At 29.1% G+C, this 17938-nt stretch carries 15 protein-coding genes and 1 tRNA gene; 11 read left to right on the forward strand and 5 right to left on the reverse strand.

What is annotated here, in order from left to right; genetic code table 11:
* Positions 1 to 162 precede the first annotated feature (162 nt).
* Both I6U51_RS14620 and I6U51_RS14625 read left to right on the forward strand, forming a co-directional pair.
* A tRNA-Asn gene (locus I6U51_RS14620) sits at positions 163 to 237 on the forward strand.
* Between the two features lie 250 nt (positions 238 to 487).
* Positions 488 to 2203 (forward strand): methyl-accepting chemotaxis protein, encoded by a 1716-nt coding sequence (locus I6U51_RS14625; RefSeq protein WP_211143339.1) that lies wholly within the window; start codon positions 488 to 490, stop codon positions 2201 to 2203.
* Positions 2204 to 2264: 61 nt separating this feature from the next.
* On the opposite strand, the gene I6U51_RS14630 is transcribed toward I6U51_RS14625, so the two are convergent.
* Together I6U51_RS14630 and I6U51_RS14635 are read right to left on the reverse strand one after the other, a co-directional pair.
* Complete coding sequence (locus I6U51_RS14630) at positions 2265 to 2747, reverse strand: hypothetical protein (protein ID WP_211143340.1); 483 nt, start codon at positions 2745 to 2747, stop codon at positions 2265 to 2267.
* A gap of 129 nt (positions 2748 to 2876) precedes the next feature.
* Positions 2877 to 4049, reverse strand: a complete 1173-nt coding sequence (locus I6U51_RS14635; protein ID WP_211143341.1) for a nucleotidyl transferase AbiEii/AbiGii toxin family protein — start codon at positions 4047 to 4049, stop codon at positions 2877 to 2879.
* 349 nt (positions 4050 to 4398) lie between these two features.
* On the opposite strand from I6U51_RS14635, the gene I6U51_RS14640 reads away from it, so the two are divergent.
* The 3 genes from I6U51_RS14640 to I6U51_RS14650 all read left to right on the forward strand — a co-directional run bounded on the left by I6U51_RS14640 (position 4399) and on the right by I6U51_RS14650 (position 7356).
* Complete coding sequence (locus I6U51_RS14640) at positions 4399 to 5094, forward strand: response regulator transcription factor (protein ID WP_211143342.1); 696 nt, start codon at positions 4399 to 4401, stop codon at positions 5092 to 5094.
* Positions 5084 to 6604, forward strand: coding sequence for a sensor histidine kinase (locus I6U51_RS14645; RefSeq protein ID WP_211143343.1), 1521 nt, complete (start codon positions 5084 to 5086; stop codon positions 6602 to 6604). The genes I6U51_RS14640 and I6U51_RS14645 overlap by 11 nt, the downstream gene beginning before the upstream one ends.
* Before the next feature lie 143 nt (positions 6605 to 6747).
* Positions 6748 to 7356 (forward strand): hypothetical protein, encoded by a 609-nt coding sequence (locus I6U51_RS14650; protein ID WP_211143344.1) that lies wholly within the window; start codon positions 6748 to 6750, stop codon positions 7354 to 7356.
* 82 nt (positions 7357 to 7438) lie between these two features.
* Here I6U51_RS14650 and I6U51_RS14655 read toward each other — a convergent pair whose 3' ends face one another.
* On the reverse strand, positions 7439 to 7729 hold the full coding sequence (locus I6U51_RS14655) for a hypothetical protein (RefSeq protein ID WP_211143345.1): 291 nt from the start codon (positions 7727 to 7729) through the stop codon (positions 7439 to 7441).
* 147 nt (positions 7730 to 7876) lie between these two features.
* Between I6U51_RS14655 and I6U51_RS14660 the strand changes: the two genes are divergently transcribed.
* The 4 genes from I6U51_RS14660 (at position 7877) to I6U51_RS14675 (ending at position 12841) form a co-directional block, all read left to right on the forward strand.
* The gene (locus I6U51_RS14660; protein WP_211143346.1) at positions 7877 to 8782 is read left to right on the forward strand and encodes an AEC family transporter; all 906 of its coding nucleotides are present in this window, start codon (positions 7877 to 7879) and stop codon (positions 8780 to 8782) included.
* Between the two features lie 180 nt (positions 8783 to 8962).
* Positions 8963 to 9721, forward strand: a complete 759-nt coding sequence (locus I6U51_RS14665) for a DeoR/GlpR family DNA-binding transcription regulator (protein ID WP_343069671.1) — start codon at positions 8963 to 8965, stop codon at positions 9719 to 9721.
* Positions 9722 to 10118: 397 nt separating this feature from the next.
* The gene (locus tag I6U51_RS14670; protein WP_211143348.1) at positions 10119 to 11405 is read left to right on the forward strand and encodes an MFS transporter; all 1287 of its coding nucleotides are present in this window, start codon (positions 10119 to 10121) and stop codon (positions 11403 to 11405) included.
* A 665-nt stretch (positions 11406 to 12070) separates the two neighbouring features.
* A complete protein-coding gene (locus I6U51_RS14675; RefSeq protein WP_211143349.1) occupies positions 12071 to 12841 on the forward strand; it encodes a histidinol phosphate phosphatase in 771 nt (256 codons plus the stop codon).
* Positions 12842 to 12962: 121 nt separating this feature from the next.
* Here I6U51_RS14675 and I6U51_RS14680 read toward each other — a convergent pair whose 3' ends face one another.
* Together I6U51_RS14680 and I6U51_RS14685 are read right to left on the reverse strand one after the other, a co-directional pair.
* Positions 12963 to 13916, reverse strand: a complete 954-nt coding sequence (locus tag I6U51_RS14680; RefSeq protein ID WP_211143350.1) for a TIM barrel protein — start codon at positions 13914 to 13916, stop codon at positions 12963 to 12965.
* Positions 13917 to 14033: 117 nt separating this feature from the next.
* On the reverse strand, positions 14034 to 15311 hold the full coding sequence (locus I6U51_RS14685; protein ID WP_246517361.1) for an MFS transporter: 1278 nt from the start codon (positions 15309 to 15311) through the stop codon (positions 14034 to 14036).
* 755 nt (positions 15312 to 16066) lie between these two features.
* Here I6U51_RS14685 and I6U51_RS14690 point away from each other — a divergent pair.
* The gene (locus tag I6U51_RS14690; protein ID WP_211143351.1) at positions 16067 to 16567 is read left to right on the forward strand and encodes a flavin reductase family protein; all 501 of its coding nucleotides are present in this window, start codon (positions 16067 to 16069) and stop codon (positions 16565 to 16567) included.
* Positions 16568 to 16663: 96 nt separating this feature from the next.
* A complete protein-coding gene (locus tag I6U51_RS14695; RefSeq protein ID WP_211143352.1) occupies positions 16664 to 17938 on the forward strand; it encodes a replication-associated recombination protein A in 1275 nt (424 codons plus the stop codon).

Consider the following 17938-nt stretch of genomic DNA (forward strand, 5'->3'; position numbering starts at 1 on the left):
TTCAGCTGACTGATACTAATAGGTCGAGGGCTTGACCAAATATTATATGACACTCCACAGCTAAAGCTGAGGAGTACTGATTTGTTACCAAAATCGAAGATTTTGACAAATCAGCACTGTGCAATTTTCAGAGAACAAAACTCTTAAAAATTAATTTATTGTTCCGTGGTAGCTCAATGGTGGAGCATTCGGCTGTTAACCGAAGGGTTGGAGGTTCGAATCCTCTCCACGGAGCCATTTTTATTTTTTGAATACAAGAAGAAGTTAACAAAGCTATGGTGTTATTAGTAGCTCGATTAACTTCTTTTTTATTTTAACAATTCAATATATTTAGCATAGGAAAGAATAGTAATAAGATATATATTATTTTTAATATGATAACAATTTGTAACGCTTAGTGACTGATTACGTAATTGGTGATATTATTATATTATTAATAGTTATGGAATAATAGGAATTATTTATATACAAGGAGGACTTGCGAAGTATGAAAAATAGCAAAAAGAGAACAACTATTAGAAAACAATGGATTAAGAGCATAATGCTTTTAGTGGCAGCTATCTTCATTGTAATAGGAATAAGTAATTTTTTACTTATTAGTACCATTATAAAAAAAGCAGCTACAAGCATAGGTCCAGAATTATCAACGATTATATCTTATGAATTAGAAGGCAAAGATTTACATAGTCTTGTTACTAAAAAGGAAAAAAGTGAAATTTATATAAAACTAGATAAATCATTAACTGCATTTGCAGACAAAGGTAAAGATTTAGTTGATAATGTATATATAGTTAGTGATGGTTTAAATGGAAAGTGGTCATATGTCATTGACAAGTCAAAAGAGCACAATGCAGCTTTAGGAGATGAATTTTCAGATTCTGTAAATTTAGATAAAATTAAAAAAGCTGTAGAATCTAATCAACCAGAGGTACAGGATAGTACGGATCATTTATCGATATATGTTCCTGTAAAAGCTGAACAAAATACTAATGCAGTCATATGTATAGATATTAATGCTAAGCCTATTAATAAAGCAAAAGTTGTTTTGAGTGGTTTTATAATAGTATTAATGGTTTTAGCTTTACTAATCGTTAGATTTATAGTAGGAAGAATGACAAAAAGACAAACACGTTCTATAAATATTCTAGTTAATAAAATGAGAGATATGGCAAACTTAGAGGGAGATTTAACGAAAAGAATTGATATAGAAAGTAATGATGAGATAGGGGATTTAGCTTCCTATACTAATAAAATGCTGGATACTATACAGGATATGTTAAAACAGGTAAAGATGGTATCTAACCATTTGAATTCTACTAATGAAGAATTTACACAGGAATTTATTAGCGCTGCAGAACATTTTGAAGGTATGAGTAATTCAACAGAAAATATATCTGAGAGAATTAAAAATCAAACTGATAATTTATCAGAGACTTCTAATGCTATACGTCAGATAAATGATGCAGTAACGCAAGTAGCAGAAAATTCACAGTTGGTAACAGAGCAGGCTATAAATACTAGTCAAAATGCTAAAGAAGGAAATCAAGTAATAATACAGCTTGAACATCATTCTAAAGATATTTCCCAAGTAGTAGATAAAACATCAAATTTAGTTATGGGATTAGGAGGTAAATCTGAGCAAATTAATGGTATAGCAGATACTATAGCAGCAATAGCCTCACAAACTAATCTATTAGCTCTTAATGCTTCTATAGAGGCAGCCCGTGCTGGTGAACAAGGGAAAGGGTTTGTTGTTGTTGCAGAGGAAGTTAGAAAGTTGGCTGAAGAATCCTCTAAGTCCTCACAGGAAATTTTTACATTAATTCAAGAGGTAAGAAAAGGTATAGATGATGCAGCAGTATCTATGAAACATGTGTCACAAAAAACTTTAGAGCAAAACACTTTTGTAGAAGATGCTGCTTGTAAGTTTAATGAAATAGTAAAATCCATTACTAATGTTTCTAATATGGTAGAAGAGGTTTCGTCAGCAGCAGAGGAAATGGCATCAAATATTACTATGATAACTAGTCAGATTGAAAACCTTGCAGCTATATCCGAAGAAAATAGCGCTTCTACTGAAGAAATTGCAGCAGGTATAGAAAAACAAGTTGGCTCAGTTAATACTTTAATTGATATGACTAAAAATTTAAATAGTATTTCTGAAGAGTTAATACAAAAGCTATCAAAGCTTAAATTAGAATAAAAATGAAAAAAGTATAGTTTATAATTATTTATTAAAAATAATTGTAAACTATACTTTTATGTTATTGAAATGAATAAGTTTTAATAAAGCTTTGGAGTTCTTTTATGTTTCTTTCCTTTTGGATTATTACTTTAGAAAGAATTTTATAAGCAGCAGTATTAGTATCTTCCTTACTCTTTACTAACCTTCCTTGGATATCTATAAAAAGTGCTAACACATCTTTTTCAATATCTAAAGAAGATTTTAAAAGACTCTTAATACTTAAGTTATTAAGGAAAAATATTTTCTGATTAAACTCATTTATTAAAAATGATATTTTATCATATACAACAAAAGCTATTTCTTCACAATTAGTATTATTTGCTTCTGATTTTAATTGCTTGTAGTATTCAATAGTCCTATCCGTATTTTTTATAAAGACATTTACAAAAATATATAAAGAAGAGTTTCGCATTGTTTTAACTGCTAATTCATTATATAGCTCTTTTCTTTTTTCAGCTATAACAATAGCTTTATCCAACAAATCTATTACAGTATAGGACATTTTGTCATCTCCTTAAGCTTATCTTATTAAATTTAAAATATTATTTTTCACATATATTAAATGTTATTAATAGGTTATATTTACATTATCGTTAATATATTTTTATTCATTAGGATTTATATTTTTTGCTTATATCCAATTTGGTTTTAAGTTATCTAAAATATAATTTAAATAAATAAGTCTTAGGGGATTCCCAGTGCCTTCTAAAATAAGGTTGGGATCCTTTATTTTTATTTGATCATTTAGTTCCCTCTTAAATGCACGTCTTTCTTTTTTCATTAAGGATGCAAAATATTCATATTGGTCTATAACAGAATTTATTCCCTGTAATCTAGAATAATCTTTATCCTTAATATAAGTTCTTATTGAAAATACCCATATATAAAGATAAAGACACATTATACTCCACATATCTACATTAAGCCTCTCTCTAACCTCCTTTTGCATTGTGTTATCTTGAAATTTTATAATTTGCAAAGGTAGTTCTGAATTCTTTACTCTTAAGCTAAAAGTTGCAATATCATATAAAGTAAATAGTATATCCGTTAAAAGTGAATCGATAGTTATGTATTCACCTTTTTTCATTTCAATCTCTATATTTAAACTATCCTTTATTCTATCAGATATTATTTTAAAGCTCTCTAAATCATTGTAGGTATTTATTAAACAATAAAGATCATAAATGTTCTTATATAATGCTTCTAATTTAAAGCTTTCCAATCCAAGAGAATTAGATGCTAGGGTAATTAGTTTGTCACTGATTGTTGAATACTTATCTATAGCAATAGGAACATAATTAAGTTTTAGTCCTAAAGTTTCATTACTTATTAATTTGGTTTTATGAAGTTTACTTATATTTAAAAATAGAAAATCCACCTTTATTCCTGGATATTTAAATCTTTTTTTTGTTTTGAAAACAAAAGGTATATCAAAAATGAAGGTCATCATAGGTATTATTCTATGGTGAGGTTTTATATTTCTAGGTATATACTCCCTATAACTACTGTTAAGACCATTTCGAGTAAAGTCATCTTTTATTGACTTCATAACTTTTTGTAATTCTTTAGGCGATAAATCTGTAGCACAATCTATATCATTGGTACATCTCTGCCAGCCCATTGGCAAGTACAGTTGACTGGCAGCACCTCCTTTTAAAATACATCTGCTGTTAGTCCTTTTTTGTATATGATAAAATAACTCATAAACCCAATAATGGAGTTCTAGTGAATCTTTATTTAAAAAGCCAAAATACTTTGCTTTAGATTTAATATATCGACTTGTAAGGTTGCTTCTTTTCTTCAAGATTAATCCCTCCGTGAAAGGAAATATAAATAGTTAATATGCTATAAATATTATTAGCTAATGGCAGAACTTATATCAATAATATTTCTTTAATTTGTAAAAATAAATGGGCTTTTAATGCACAAATTTAAGAAAAGGTTAAGAATTGACATAATAAATAATTAAGATATAGGCTTTATAATTATAATTATATTGTTTAGGAGAATTTTTCTAGGTATACATCTTTTCAATTACTATGTTATGATTAAGAGTGTTAATATATATTGGAAATAGAAACTTCAAGCTTAACAGTATTTATAGAGGTGTTCCTTCTTTATTGCTGTAGGATAAGTCTGGAAAGGAGTTCATTATGGAAATAGAAACTATATTAGTTGTGGATGATGAAAAAGAAATTAGAGATTTAATAGGCATATATTTAGCTAATGAGGGCTATAAAGTAATAAAGGCTGCTAATGGACTAGAGGCATTAAATCATCTAGAAAAAGAGGAGACAGACCTAATAATACTAGATATTATGATGCCAAGTATGGATGGAATTGAAGCCTGTATAAAAATAAGAGAAAATAAAAACATGCCAATAATAATGCTTTCTGCTAAAAGTGAGGATATGGACAAAATTTTAGGTCTTACTACTGGAGCAGATGACTATATAACAAAACCTTTTAATCCGCTAGAGTTGATAGCCAGAGTAAAATCGCAACTTCGTCGATATAAAAAATTAAATGCTATACAAGAGAAAAATGAAGGCATAATTGAGGTAGATGATTTATTAATAAATATGAATACTCATGAAGTTAAGATATCAGATAAGGAAATAAGATTAACTCCAAGAGAATTTGACATACTCTGTCTTTTAGCTAAAAATAAAGGAATAGTTTTTAGTATAGAAAAAATTTATGAGTCAGTTTGGAATGAAGAGTTCTTTGAATCAGATAACACTGTGATGGTTCATATAAGAAAGATAAGAGAAAAAATAGAGGAAGAACCCCGAAAGCCTAGGTTTATAAAAACAGTTTGGGGGGTAGGGTATAAAATTGAAGGTTAGGTGTCCTAAATTTATAAAAAAGTTATTTAATCCATTTACAAGAATATATAATTTGGCTTTAGATAAAATAAGCAAAAGCATAAGGCTAGAATTAATAGTAATATTTGCAGTATGCTTAGTAGCATCAATTATTGTAGGAAGTATCTCAAATGACACTTTTAAAAAAGGCAGTATGAGTGCCAGGATAGATTATACTAAAGGTGTTCAAAGAATATCAGATAAGGCATTGAATATTGCAGATACTATTAAAAATAGAAATATAAGTATTAATGATAAAGAGAGTATAAATCAAATATTACAACAATCGAGGAATGGAGAAAATTACAAAATATTAATTTCTGATTTAGATGGAAAAGTTTTGTACAAATCAGACAATGCTAATGAGACGCAGATAGATATTTATGCTACTATAAAAAATGCGATGGAAACAATGGGAAATAGAGAAATATCAGTTAGAAATAATAATGAAATAATAGATACAGGGAGAGAATATGTGAATTTCTATCCAATTAAATTTTTTGATGGAAAAGGATATCTGATGGTAAGTGGTATACCCAAAGGAGATATTGTATATCATTATGGAGATAATACCCCATTACCAACAGTTATAGTTTCTCTTGCAGTCTTCTTTTTTATGTTTTATTTTTTAACTAAGAAAAAAATGAAATATATAGAGTTAGTTTCTTCTGGTCTTTTTGAAATATCTAAAGGTAATCTGAATTATAGAATAGAAAAGCTGGGTTCAGATGAAATTGCACTATTGGCCGACAATATAAATTTTATGGCAGAAGAGCTAAAAAATAAGATAGAAGATGAAAGAAAATCAGAAAGAATGAAAAGTGAGTTAATAACCAATGTTTCTCATGATTTAAGAACTCCATTAACATCTATTAAGGGATACTTAGGACTTATAAAAGAAAAAAAATATAATGAAGATCAGTTAGAACAGTATGTAAATATAGCATACAATAAGTCAGAGAAGCTTGAAGTATTAATTAATGATTTATTTGAATATACCAAGCTAACTAATAATGGTGTGAAATTGGATAAGCAAACTATAGTGCTTGATGGACTGCTTGATCAACTAGTAGAGGAACTAGTGCCTATATTTGAAGAAAATAAAGTAGTAGTATCTAAAGCATTTTTGTTGGAAAAGGTTATAGTGGAAGTAGATCCTGGGAAAACCGCTAGAATATTTGAAAATTTGTTTATAAATGCTGCAAGATACTCAATAAAACCTGGAACTATAAAAGTTGTATTGACAAAAGATAATGATTATGTAGTTGTGTCTATTCAAAATAAATGCGAAGAAATGAGTAAAGAAGAATTAGAAAAAATATTTGATAGGTTTTATAGACTGGAAAAATCTAGGGCTTCGGAAACAGGTGGAAGTGGTTTAGGATTGGCTATTGCTAGAAGTATAGTTGAACTCCAAGGGGGAACCATTGAAGCTAAATACAATGATAAAAATATAAGCTTTGACGTGAAGCTTAAGATTTATAAAGGCTAAAGCTAATGCTTTAGCCTTTATATTTATGAATTCAAAATACTGTATAGCCAATTCATGAATTAATAAGATTTTAATGTAAAAAATATGTTATAATTGAAATATAATGATATAAATTAAACAAACTAATGCTAGGGGGATTGAATATGGAAATAAATGAGAGTAATAAACAGGAACTTATTTCGGGAATGGTTGAGGCGGCAGCAAGACCGATATTAGAAGCTAAAAGTTATTGGTACCAAAGTATTTATAATATCTTAAGAAGTAAAAAGGAAAATATAGAAAGTGATATTGATTATATAACTTTATTAAAGGCTGATATTATTTATCTTAAAAAATTGTGGAATAAAGAACTAGATGTAATATTTCAATGGGGTCAAGATGGTAAGATACCTGAATCAGATAAAATTAATGAAATTATTCTACAAATAGAAAATGACTCTGAAACAGAAGTTAAAGATGGGAGAATTGTATTCAAAAATGGTAAAAATTTAGATAAAGTTGATTTAGAATTTATTGAAAGGTATAATGCTATTCAAGATTTAAATGGAAGAGCAAGTGCTCTGCATGAGGATTACATATATCTTAAGATTAGAGACTATATAACGTTAAATATATATCAATTTCTTTCAGAGAATAAAAATATTGCTGAAGGATTATTTAGAAATAGCCCTAAGGAAACTACACAGAGAATTGCAGACTTGGCTTCTAACTATGCTGATATGTGTATGTATAATAATATAGAAAATGAATAAAAAATATTAGGTTTTAGTTAAAATAAAGCTTTTAAACTTTAAATAAAAATTCTGCTCAGTTTTTGAGCAGAATTTTTATTTATTATAGTATTTCTAATTCATTAAAGGTATCATATTCAATTTTTGTATCTTCTCCAAAATCATTTGTTATTACTGAGGTTTCGTTAGAAATAGATATATTGCCAATAGTATCAGAGTTTTTATATATGGATAGGTAATTGGCATTTTGTAAAATCTCATCAAAATCTACATTATATTTTTTTAGTATACTTCCTGCAATTCTTTGAGTACTTTCTTTTCCGCTTTCTATTTTTGCATTTTTTAAATCGTTGAATACAGCATCTTTAACATCTTTTAAGTTGTTTTTCTTCATTTATTATACCCCCAAAATAAACTAGTTTCACTATTTATATATATTTACATAATCATGTCTTAGTATGCAAAATTGAGAAAGAAGTTCTTTATTTTTTCTATATAAAAGTGTAAAATTTTAATGGAGTATAATTTTGGAGGATAAGATTTGAAAAATAATATAATTAATCAAGTAATAATTTTGTCACTTATTATGATAGTAGGAGTATATGCAAGAAAAAAAGATATTTTATCTAAGGAAGCTAGCAAGAGTTTTTCCAACTTTCTTACTAATGTAACTCTACCCTGTTTACTTATTTCCTCTTTTAACTATAGTTATTCTCAAGATATGATCGAAAAGGCGAGAATAATGTTTGCTTATTCAATAATTATTCATATAGTATTGATTCTTGTAAGTAGAGTTTTAACTTTTAAATATCCTGAAAACTCAAAAAAGGTTTTAAGATTTGCAACTATATTCTCTAACTGTGGATTTATGGGTTACCCTGTTTTAGAAAGCTTATTTGGGAAAATAGGAATTTTTTATGGTGCAATTTTTAATATACCTTTTAACATTTTTATGTTTAGTATTGGGATTATGATTTATACAGGAAAGAAGGATTTAAAAACGCTAAAGGAAGTACTTGTTAATTCAGCCATAATTGCTACTATTTTAGGACTTATAATTTTTAGTTTTTCCATTAAGCTGCCTTATCCATTGTTTACAGCAATGAGTATTGTAGGTTCTATGACAACACCTTTATCGATGATTATTGTAGGAGCTATGTTATCAGAAATTAGGGTAAAGGATATTTTTTCAGGTACTTTAGTTTATTATGTATCTTTTTTAAGACTTATAGCAGTACCATTTCTTACTTTAGGTATTTTAAAATTGTTAAATGCAGATAAATTATTAATGCAAATAGCTGTAATAATTGAAGCTATGCCAGCGGCAGTATTAGCATCTGTTTTAGCTGAAAAATATGGCGCAGATACCGCTCTAGCTTCTAGAAGCGTATTTATATCCACAATAATATCAATGATTACTATACCTTTTATAGTTATGTTTTTGTAATAATTTTTTATATTTAGAATTACTTTTGTAATTGATGTTGAAACTACATAAAGGATAGAGTATAATACTAATAAATACACAAAAATACACATTTAGTTAACTAAATGTGTATTTTATATGAGAATTTAATAATATCATATAAAATATATCATAATTGTACAAGGAGGATAAAATTTGTTAGTGCAAGAAAGATATGAACAAATTTTAGATTTAATAGAAAAAAACGGATCTGTAAAGGTTTCTATGCTTGTGAAGCTGTTTAATGTATCAATTGAAACTGTTAGAAGAGATTTAGAATATCTTGAAAAAGAAGGACATCTTAAAAGGATTTATGGTGGAGCAGTTCTGGAAAAAGTGAGTGAAGAAAAGGTTGCATTTCAAACAAGAGAAAAAGAGTATATAGATGAGAAAAAAGAAATTGTAAATATTGCAGTACGTTTTATTACTGAAGGTCAATCAATTGCCATGGATGTAAGTACGACAAATTTAGAAATTGCTAAGGTGATAAAGAAAAAATTTGAAAGGCTAACAATTATAACGAACTCACTAGCAATAGCTAGTGAGTTATCGGATATGGATAAATACACTGTTATTCTTACCGGTGGAATTTTAAAAGGTGATCAACTTTCGCTAGTTGGAAATATTGCAGAGAGCAACATTGGTGATTTCAACGTAGATATTGCATTTATTAGTGTAAGTGGAGTATCATTACATGCAGGACTTACAGATAAATATTTGGATGAACTTATGATACAGAAAAAAATGGTAGAGATTGCTCAGAATGTAATTGTATTAGCTGATAGCAGCAAATTTGATGTTGTTTGCTTGCAAAAAATTGCTAATCTAGATAAAATAAATATGATTATTACAGATTCTAAGTTAAAGGATAGTATTTTAGAAAAGTATTTAAAAAATGGAATTGAAGTGATAAATCAATAATATGTAATTAGAGTTGTTTGACTGTAACTGGTAGGACAATTGCTAATAAAAAGATCAAAAAGAAATCTGATGTGATTTATTAAATCACATCAGATTTTTTTGTTAACAAATTGTTGTAAAAGAGATAATGTTAGTAACTTGTAAATATTTATACCATCTATATAAATACATATACCATATATAAAATATATGCAACAACACATAAATACAAAAAAATATTGTAAAAAAAACAAAAAAGATATGATAAATAATTGAAATTATGTGGAGTGCTATGTATAATTAAGGTAGATTTAAGGATGTGATTAAAGTAAATTAATAATTATGCAGATTTCAAAAGGTGAATTTGATTTTAGTTTTAATTCAAATTAATTTTGAAAGTAGAAGAGGTGAACAAGTAATGGAAAATAATAATTCTAAAAAATGGTTTACACTTATCGTTTTAATTTTAGGTGGAGGAACAATATATAAACTTTCTTCTTTAAAAGATGCTTTTTATATTCCAATGCAGCAATATCTACATTTAACACATACTGAAATCGGTTTAGCCATGAGTGTTTATGGAATTATACAGACCTTTGGTTATATATTTTCAATGTATATATCAGATAGATTTTCAAAGAAAATATTAATACCATTATCTCTAATAGGAGTAGGAGTAACAGGCTTCTATTTTGCAACATTTCCTGGATTTTATGGTATACTAGTAACTTTCGCAATATTGGCTCTGTTTGGTGAAGTTGCATATTGGCCTGTCTTGCTAAAGGCAGTAAGATTATTAGGAAATAAAGATGAGCAAGGAACGATGTTTGGATTCCTTACAGCAGGCAGAGGGGTTGTGGATACAATTGTAGCTTTTAGTGCACTTGCATTATTTTCATTCTTAGGGCAGGGAGCTCGAGGTTTACGGGGAGCAATTATCTTCTACTCAGTTATTACAATTATTGTAGGAGTAATCTCTTACTTTTTACTTGAAGATGATAAGATACTTGATGTAGATGAAAATGGTAATAAAATAGGCAAAAATAAGGCTACGCTGCATGGTATGATGCGTGCATTAAAAATGCCGGAAATATGGGTTTTATCTTTTACTGCATTTTCTGTTTATTCTGTATACTGTGGATTAACTTATTTTATACCATTTTTAAAAGATATTTATGCAATGCCTGTGACGCTAGTTGGAGCATACGGTATTATGAATCAATATGGTTTAAAAATGATAGGTGGTCCTATAGGTGGACTATTAGTTGATAAAAAAGTTAAATCTGCAGCAAGGTATTTAAGAGGAGCATTCGCCGTATCTACAATAGCTATGCTTATATTTATAATTTTGCCTCATAAATCCATGAGTATATATGCTGGAATGGCGTTAACACTTGGGTTTGGAGTTATTGTATTTTCTATGATGTCGGTGTTCTTTGTGCCAGTTGAAGAAATAAATGTTCCAAGAGAGATAAGTGGAGCTGCTATGTCAATAGGATCATTAATAGGATATTTCCCTGCTGTATTTGCTTTCACATTATATGGCAGCATGTTAGATAGATCACCTGGTATGCAAGGCTATAGAAATGTATTTATGACAATGATTTTTTTCTCAGTATTAGGGTTAGTTATTAGTAGTATTTTAGTACGAATGATTAAAAATAAAAATCGGAAGCTGACAAGTGAACAAGAATGCACTGCTTAAAGTGTAGATAGGATTATATATGGATAGTATACATTTGCTTTAAGGAGAATAAAAGTGGAATAGAGGAAACAAGCTTACATTGTAATTTAACTATATTAGATAGAGAATTAACACTTGAACAATTAGTAGATTTATATAAAAAGAATAAATATATTGAATGTGTTGATGCTTTTGATGGCACAGCGTGGGATAATACGATATTTTTAAGATAAATATAAAATTCATACATGAACCCTATTCATAGAATTATTTTCAGCTATGAATAGGGTTTAATTGTGGTTTTATGTGTCTCTGTTTTAGTAGTAGCTTGGACTATACTAGGCAAAAAGAAAATTTTAAATAGTGGTTTTTATATATGTGTGGAATTCATATAGAATGGCTGTGGAATTGATGTGAAAATTTGATCAAACACACAAAAATAGAATACTTGAAATATCATGGATATTATTGTATTATAAACCAACAATTTTACTAGAGTTTTTTATAATTATGTAGTAATATATTTTTGGTTGCTAATTATTTCAAGTAACTTCTCTAAGGTTATATTTTAAAAATAGTGGTTTCATTGGTTTTGAATTTATGGTAAAATATGGTTGATAGTGTTGGGTATAAGTAATTAAAATAACATATTGGTTATGTTTTTTATAGTAAAGGAGGGCTTTAAAATGTTTGACACTCATGTACATACAAGGTTTTCCTCAGATTGCAAAATGGAAATAGAAGATGCTATAAAATCTGCAGAAAACAAAAATATATCGATGATAATAACTGAACACATGGATTTAAAGTTTCCAGAAGAAGGGCTTTTTTGTTTTGATGTACAAGATTACTTTGAAAAATATTCTAAGTATAGAAAGGACAATGTTTTGCTAGGAATTGAACTTGGAATGAAGGAGGATTGTATTGAAGAAAGTAGAGAACTTGTAAAAAGCAATCCTTTTGACTATATTATAGGATCTGTACATCTGATAGATAACTTGGATATATATTATAATAAGTACTATGAGGGTAAAAGTAAACAAGAAGCATATGAGAAGTATCTTAGAACCTTGCACAGAGCTGTACAAGCTTTTGATTTTATTGATAGTATAGGACATATAGACTATATAGCAAGATATGCTAAATATGATGATAAAGAAATATATTATAAAGATTATGCACAGATTATAGATGAAATACTTAAGGTTTTGGTAGAAAAGGACAAGTGTTTAGAACTTAGTACTAGAAGGCTTAAGGATGAAAAGGCGATACAGAATATTATTACTATTTATAAAAGATTTAGAGAACTGGGGGGAGAAAATGTAACAATAGGATCTGATGCGCATGTCCCTACAGATATAGGAAATAATTTTAATGTTGCCAGGGAAATAGTTCAGCTATGTGGTTTAAAAGCGGTATATTTTAGAGAAAGAAAAAAGGAATATGAAAAATTATAAGAATGTTAAGTAATCAGTCCATAAAGCTTGGACAAAACTTAAGCCAGCGTCATTTAGACGCTGGCAGTATTAAGTACTTATAGGGCTAGTGAAAGCCGCCTTGTTTAGGGGTGGTTATGAATTATCTACAGTATTTATCTCGTAAAGCTAAAACATATTTAACTGTTTTCTCTACGCCATCAATTTGTTCTTTAATCATTGTTTCTAGTAGTTCTTCTGGTGGATAATAATATTCTGTAGGTTTTATACCATATTTTTCGAAGGGTTGAGATTCAACCTTGAATGCACCTTCTCCTACTTCAAATACTCCACCTGCTCCAGGGTCTCTTTTAAATGGTGCAACATATGGATTGCACATTTCTATATTTATTCTAGTTAATGGTGATTCCTCTACTAGTATTTTAAAGCATTCTTCCAAGTCTATATTACCTTCTCCAGCTGGAACTCCACAAACCTTGTATTCATCTCCATCCTTAATAATGATATGATCCTTAAAATGTGTTGTATATGCATATGGAGCTAATTTTCTTACCGCTTCAACTGGGTCTTCCCATGCCATCATTGAATTTCCTATATCACAATGTGCTCCAACCCAAATGCTGTTAACTTCCTTAATTATTTTTATTACATCATCTGTAGTTTCTTCTTCATGATTTTCAACAGCAAGTTTTATTCTATATTTCTTAAGCAATGGTACTATTTTCTTAATATCTTCTGGTGCTCTTTCCAATCTTTCAGGATCATATACACCAAAGCAGCAGTATGTGCGGATAACATCTGCACCAATTTTATGTGCAACTTTTATTATCTTGGCTAAATGCTCTGGATCTGTTCCCTTTGTATCAATTTCAGCACATAATCCATATTTCTCTATTTCTTTTCTTACTTTTTCAAGATGCTCTGGATTATCACTGCCAAGAGTTCCCCAATTAGGGTCCAAATTCTTATCCTGAATTATGTTTATCATTACACAATCTAATCCTAATTCTGCGGTTTTTTTTATGAAATCAAAGATGTCCATACGGCCATTTTGAAAGAGTAAATGATAGCTTTCTGTTTCTAATCCTATTTTCACAAGAATCCCTCTTTTCTTATATAAAAGTTTATTTGTTTCATATTTTATAAATTATCTGTAGTGATATTTGATAGAATACACTGTAGATATATCAACAAACAGTTTTACCTAAAAACTCTATGCTGCTTGCTGTGCTTGTTTTTTCTTATTAACCATACGAACTAGTGAGCTACTTATTATAAGTCCTAAAACTGAAAATGCAATCATAACCATAAATACTAGTTTATATCCTGCTAATCCTGGATTTTTATCTAATAATGAACCATACATAGTAAATGCAAACATTGAAGGACTATATCCTACAAAACAAGCTAATGAAATTGATGCTCCGCTTATTTCTCTTGGTATGTCCACTTCTTCCATAGGAGCAAAGAATACTGCTCTCATTGAGAATATAATAGCACCATAAGCAAGTGTGAAGAACATTCCTACATATACGTTCATTTTTCCATGTGGTAGGAATAAAAATCCGATCATAGCAATAATTGCAAGTATAAAGGTAATTCTTAAATATTTTGCTGATGATTTAAATGTTTTATCAGCTAAGAATCCTCCTACTGGACCTCCAACCATTTTTAATCCATATTGATTTATAATACCGTAAGCTCCAACCAAGGCTACAGGTAAACCATATATGTCCTTTAAGAATGGAATAAAATAAGTTAAACCACAATATACTATATACACTGAGAATATTGTAAATGATACTAGCCATACCTCTGGCATTTTCATTGCACGTATTGCGCCTTCTAAAGCTGCCTTATTCTTATTTATTTTATTACCGTTTTCATCTGTATCTACAATTACATCATCTTCAAGTAAGAAGAATGAAACAATACCTACTACAATAACTATTACAGCATAAAATACTATAGCACTCATTAAACCAGTTGTTCCTTCTCCTAACATTTTAAATATTCCAAGAGCACTGAAAGCAACAACTGTATCAACTACACCTCTACCTGCTTCAAGGAAACCGAACATTCTTCCTTGTTCATCTTTGTCTCCTAACAATCTAACTGCTTTAACTAATGTTGGCCAGAATAATAATTCTGCAAATAATGCAAATAAACACCATAGTATTAACATTCCATAGTAACCTGGAGACGTTAACATGAAAAATCCTAAAGCTCCAACACCTATAAGTCCTACTGGTAATAATTTCTTTTTAGAGAATCTATCTGTTAGATAAACTGATAGCAAATATCCAAAGGTTTGCACTACAGCATAGACAGATAGCAATGCACCTATTTGTGTGTGCGAAAGATGGAATTGTTCTTGCATTGGGACATAGAATGCATCTTTTAGAAAGGGTAGCTTAAATACCGTTCCACCTCCAATGATAAGAGTAATTAGCGTAAACCATTTTTTAGAACTGTTATTTGATTTGTCCAAATCAAAAACCTCCTTTTAATTTTGTCGAATAGTATTTTATTAGTTCTTGTTTTTAGTATATAGCAAGTCCACATGGATTGTAAAGGTTTTTTCTTGCATTTGTGTTGAAGTTTATGTGTAATTTGTGTGTAATTTGTGTGTATAATTTTGATATATAGCGACTCCATATGGATTGTAAAATATTTTTTGCATTTATATTAATTTTTTGTATGTAATTTATGTTGTTTAGCATATGGTTTTGTTATATTTAGCTGTTTAACTTCTATTTCATAGGATAAATGTGAAGTGTTTTGTTTATTTTAAGTAATTTCTTCAAGGCTTTTGAAGGATTCAAGCTTAAGATAAGGGAAATAATTGCTATACAAAGCTTTTTTAAGGAAAGAAATTATTAGTGAACATACTTATTGATAATTTAAAAATTCGAGATAGGAAGTTAAAAGGATTAATGAGGCCTTTTTCGGGCTACGGATAGGGCTCTTTGTAAAGAAAATTTTTAACTGAATTTATAATGAGAAATTTAAAAAATAAAATTACCTACTAGAACTTGACACAAACTATTAAATTGTTTTATTTTATTAATACAAAACATGTTTATTCTCCTCCTCTGTGGGCTAATATTTTGTGTGGTTACATTTATTAATTCATAGTGGGGAAAAATATAAAAGCCCAACGGCTTAAAAGTTAGGTGAATCAACGCTTGCGGAATGCCACGAGCGGTTATTATATAGTTAATATAAATTAGGAGGGTCACACAAATGAATTTTACATCAAATTTAGAAAAATCTATGGAGAACTTACATAAAAAGGGGGCATTTTTAACATGTAAGGCAGATAATGAAGTAAATACCATGACTATAAGCTGGGGAAGTATTGGATTTGTTTGGCATAAGCCAATGTTTACAGTGCTTGTAAGAAAGTCAAGACATACACATGAGCTTATTGAAAAGTGTGGAGAATTTACTGTAAGCGTACCTTTTGATGATAAAATGAAAAATGCATTAGCAATCTGTGGATCAAAATCAGGAAGAGAAATAAATAAAATTAAAGAATGTAACTTAGAATTAAAGGATGGGAAAAATATTTCTATTCCAGTAATAAAAGGATGCGGAATTCACTATGAGTGCAAAGTTGTATTTAAACAAGACATGTGTCCTAATCTTTTAGATGAGAGTATTGATAAAGCTTCTTATGGAGCAAAAGATTACCATACTGTATATTATGGAGAAATAGTGAATTGTTACTTAGATGAAGAATAAATATTGTACCTCTCGCTTGATGTGAGAGGTTTTACTTTTTTGAAAAAATAATGTAAAATATTATTTAATAATAATTATTAATAAAGGAGCAGTTGTATGAAACCGTTAGCGGATAAAATAAGACCTAGTTGTATGGAGGAAGTAGTTGGGCAGCAGCATTTAATAGGAAAAGGAAAAATACTTAATAGAATTATTGAAACAAAGCAGATACCAAATATGATTTTTTATGGCCCGCCTGGAGTCGGAAAAACCACCATTGCTAATATTATTGCAGGGGCAACTAATAAAAGATTTTATAAGCTTAATGCAACTAATGCTTCTGTTAGCGATATAAAAAAAATTATTGACGAGTTAGATAATTTGATGTCAATAAATGGAGTACTACTATATTTAGATGAAATACAGAATTTCAATAAAAAGCAACAACAATCTTTATTGGAGTATACAGAAAATGGGCAGATAACTCTTATAGCTAGTACTACAGAAAATCCATATTTTTATGTATATAATGCTTTACTAAGCAGATCCTCTGTATTTGAATTTAAACCCTTAAGTAAAGAGGATATTGTTAAATCCTTACTCAGAGCCGTTAAAGCTGTTGAAAATGAATTAAAAGATACAAAAGTTATTTGTGACGAAAGTATATTAGAATTTCTTGCTGAAAACAGTGGAGGGGATTTAAGAAAATCCATTAACAATTTACAATTAACGCTTTACACTGCATCTAGAAATATTGATGGCAACATTGAAATCACATTGGAAATTGCAAAGGAGTGTTCTGGGAAAAAGGCCTTAAATTATGATAAATTAGGTGATAATCATTATGATGTATTAAGCGCCTTTCAGAAATCCATTAGAGGAAGTGATCCAGATGGAGCTATTCATTATTTGGCAAGGCTTGTGAAAGCAGGGGATTTAATATCAATATGTAGGAGGCTCATGGTAATTGCTTCTGAAGATATAGGGTTAGCATATCCAAGTGCTATATCTATAGTTAAATCCTGTGTTGATTCAGCCATGCAGCTGGGATTTCCAGAAGCTAGAATTCCGCTAGCAGAGGCTGTAATACTACTTGCTACATCACCTAAATCTAATTCAGCAATAAATGCTATAGATAATGCATTAAAGGACTTAGATAATATAAATGTAGGGGAGGTACCAGAATATTTAAAAGATGCACATTACGAAGGTGCACAAAAATTAAATAGAGGTACAGGATATAAATATCCGCACAATTATAAAAATCATTATGTGAAACAGCAGTATTTGCCGAATAACATAAAAAATGCTGTGTACTACATACCAGGTGATAACAAGATGGAAAACTCAGCTAAAGCATACATGAGCTTTATAAGAGATGTAAACAAATAG

Origin of the sequence: Clostridium aciditolerans (genome assembly GCF_016316925.1) — a bacterium.
Lineage (GTDB): Bacteria > Bacillota > Clostridia > Clostridiales > Clostridiaceae > Clostridium_AM > Clostridium_AM aciditolerans.

What these genes read in the sequence shown, in the direction of transcription:
- I6U51_RS14625 (WP_211143339.1), top strand. Translation starts at nt 488, where the DNA reads ATGAAAAATAGCAAAAAGAGAACAACTATTAGAAAACAATGGATTAAG.
- I6U51_RS14630 (WP_211143340.1), bottom strand. Translation starts at nt 2,747, where the DNA reads ATGTCCTATACTGTAATAGATTTGTTGGATAAAGCTATTGTTATAGCT.
- I6U51_RS14640 (WP_211143342.1), top strand. Translation starts at nt 4,399, where the DNA reads ATGGAAATAGAAACTATATTAGTTGTGGATGATGAAAAAGAAATTAGA.
- I6U51_RS14650 (WP_211143344.1), top strand. Translation starts at nt 6,748, where the DNA reads ATGGAAATAAATGAGAGTAATAAACAGGAACTTATTTCGGGAATGGTT.
- I6U51_RS14655 (WP_211143345.1), bottom strand. Translation starts at nt 7,729, where the DNA reads ATGAAGAAAAACAACTTAAAAGATGTTAAAGATGCTGTATTCAACGAT.
- I6U51_RS14670 (WP_211143348.1), top strand. Translation starts at nt 10,119, where the DNA reads ATGGAAAATAATAATTCTAAAAAATGGTTTACACTTATCGTTTTAATT.
- I6U51_RS14675 (WP_211143349.1), top strand. Translation starts at nt 12,071, where the DNA reads ATGTTTGACACTCATGTACATACAAGGTTTTCCTCAGATTGCAAAATG.
- I6U51_RS14690 (WP_211143351.1), top strand. Translation starts at nt 16,067, where the DNA reads ATGAATTTTACATCAAATTTAGAAAAATCTATGGAGAACTTACATAAA.
- I6U51_RS14695 (WP_211143352.1), top strand. Translation starts at nt 16,664, where the DNA reads ATGAAACCGTTAGCGGATAAAATAAGACCTAGTTGTATGGAGGAAGTA.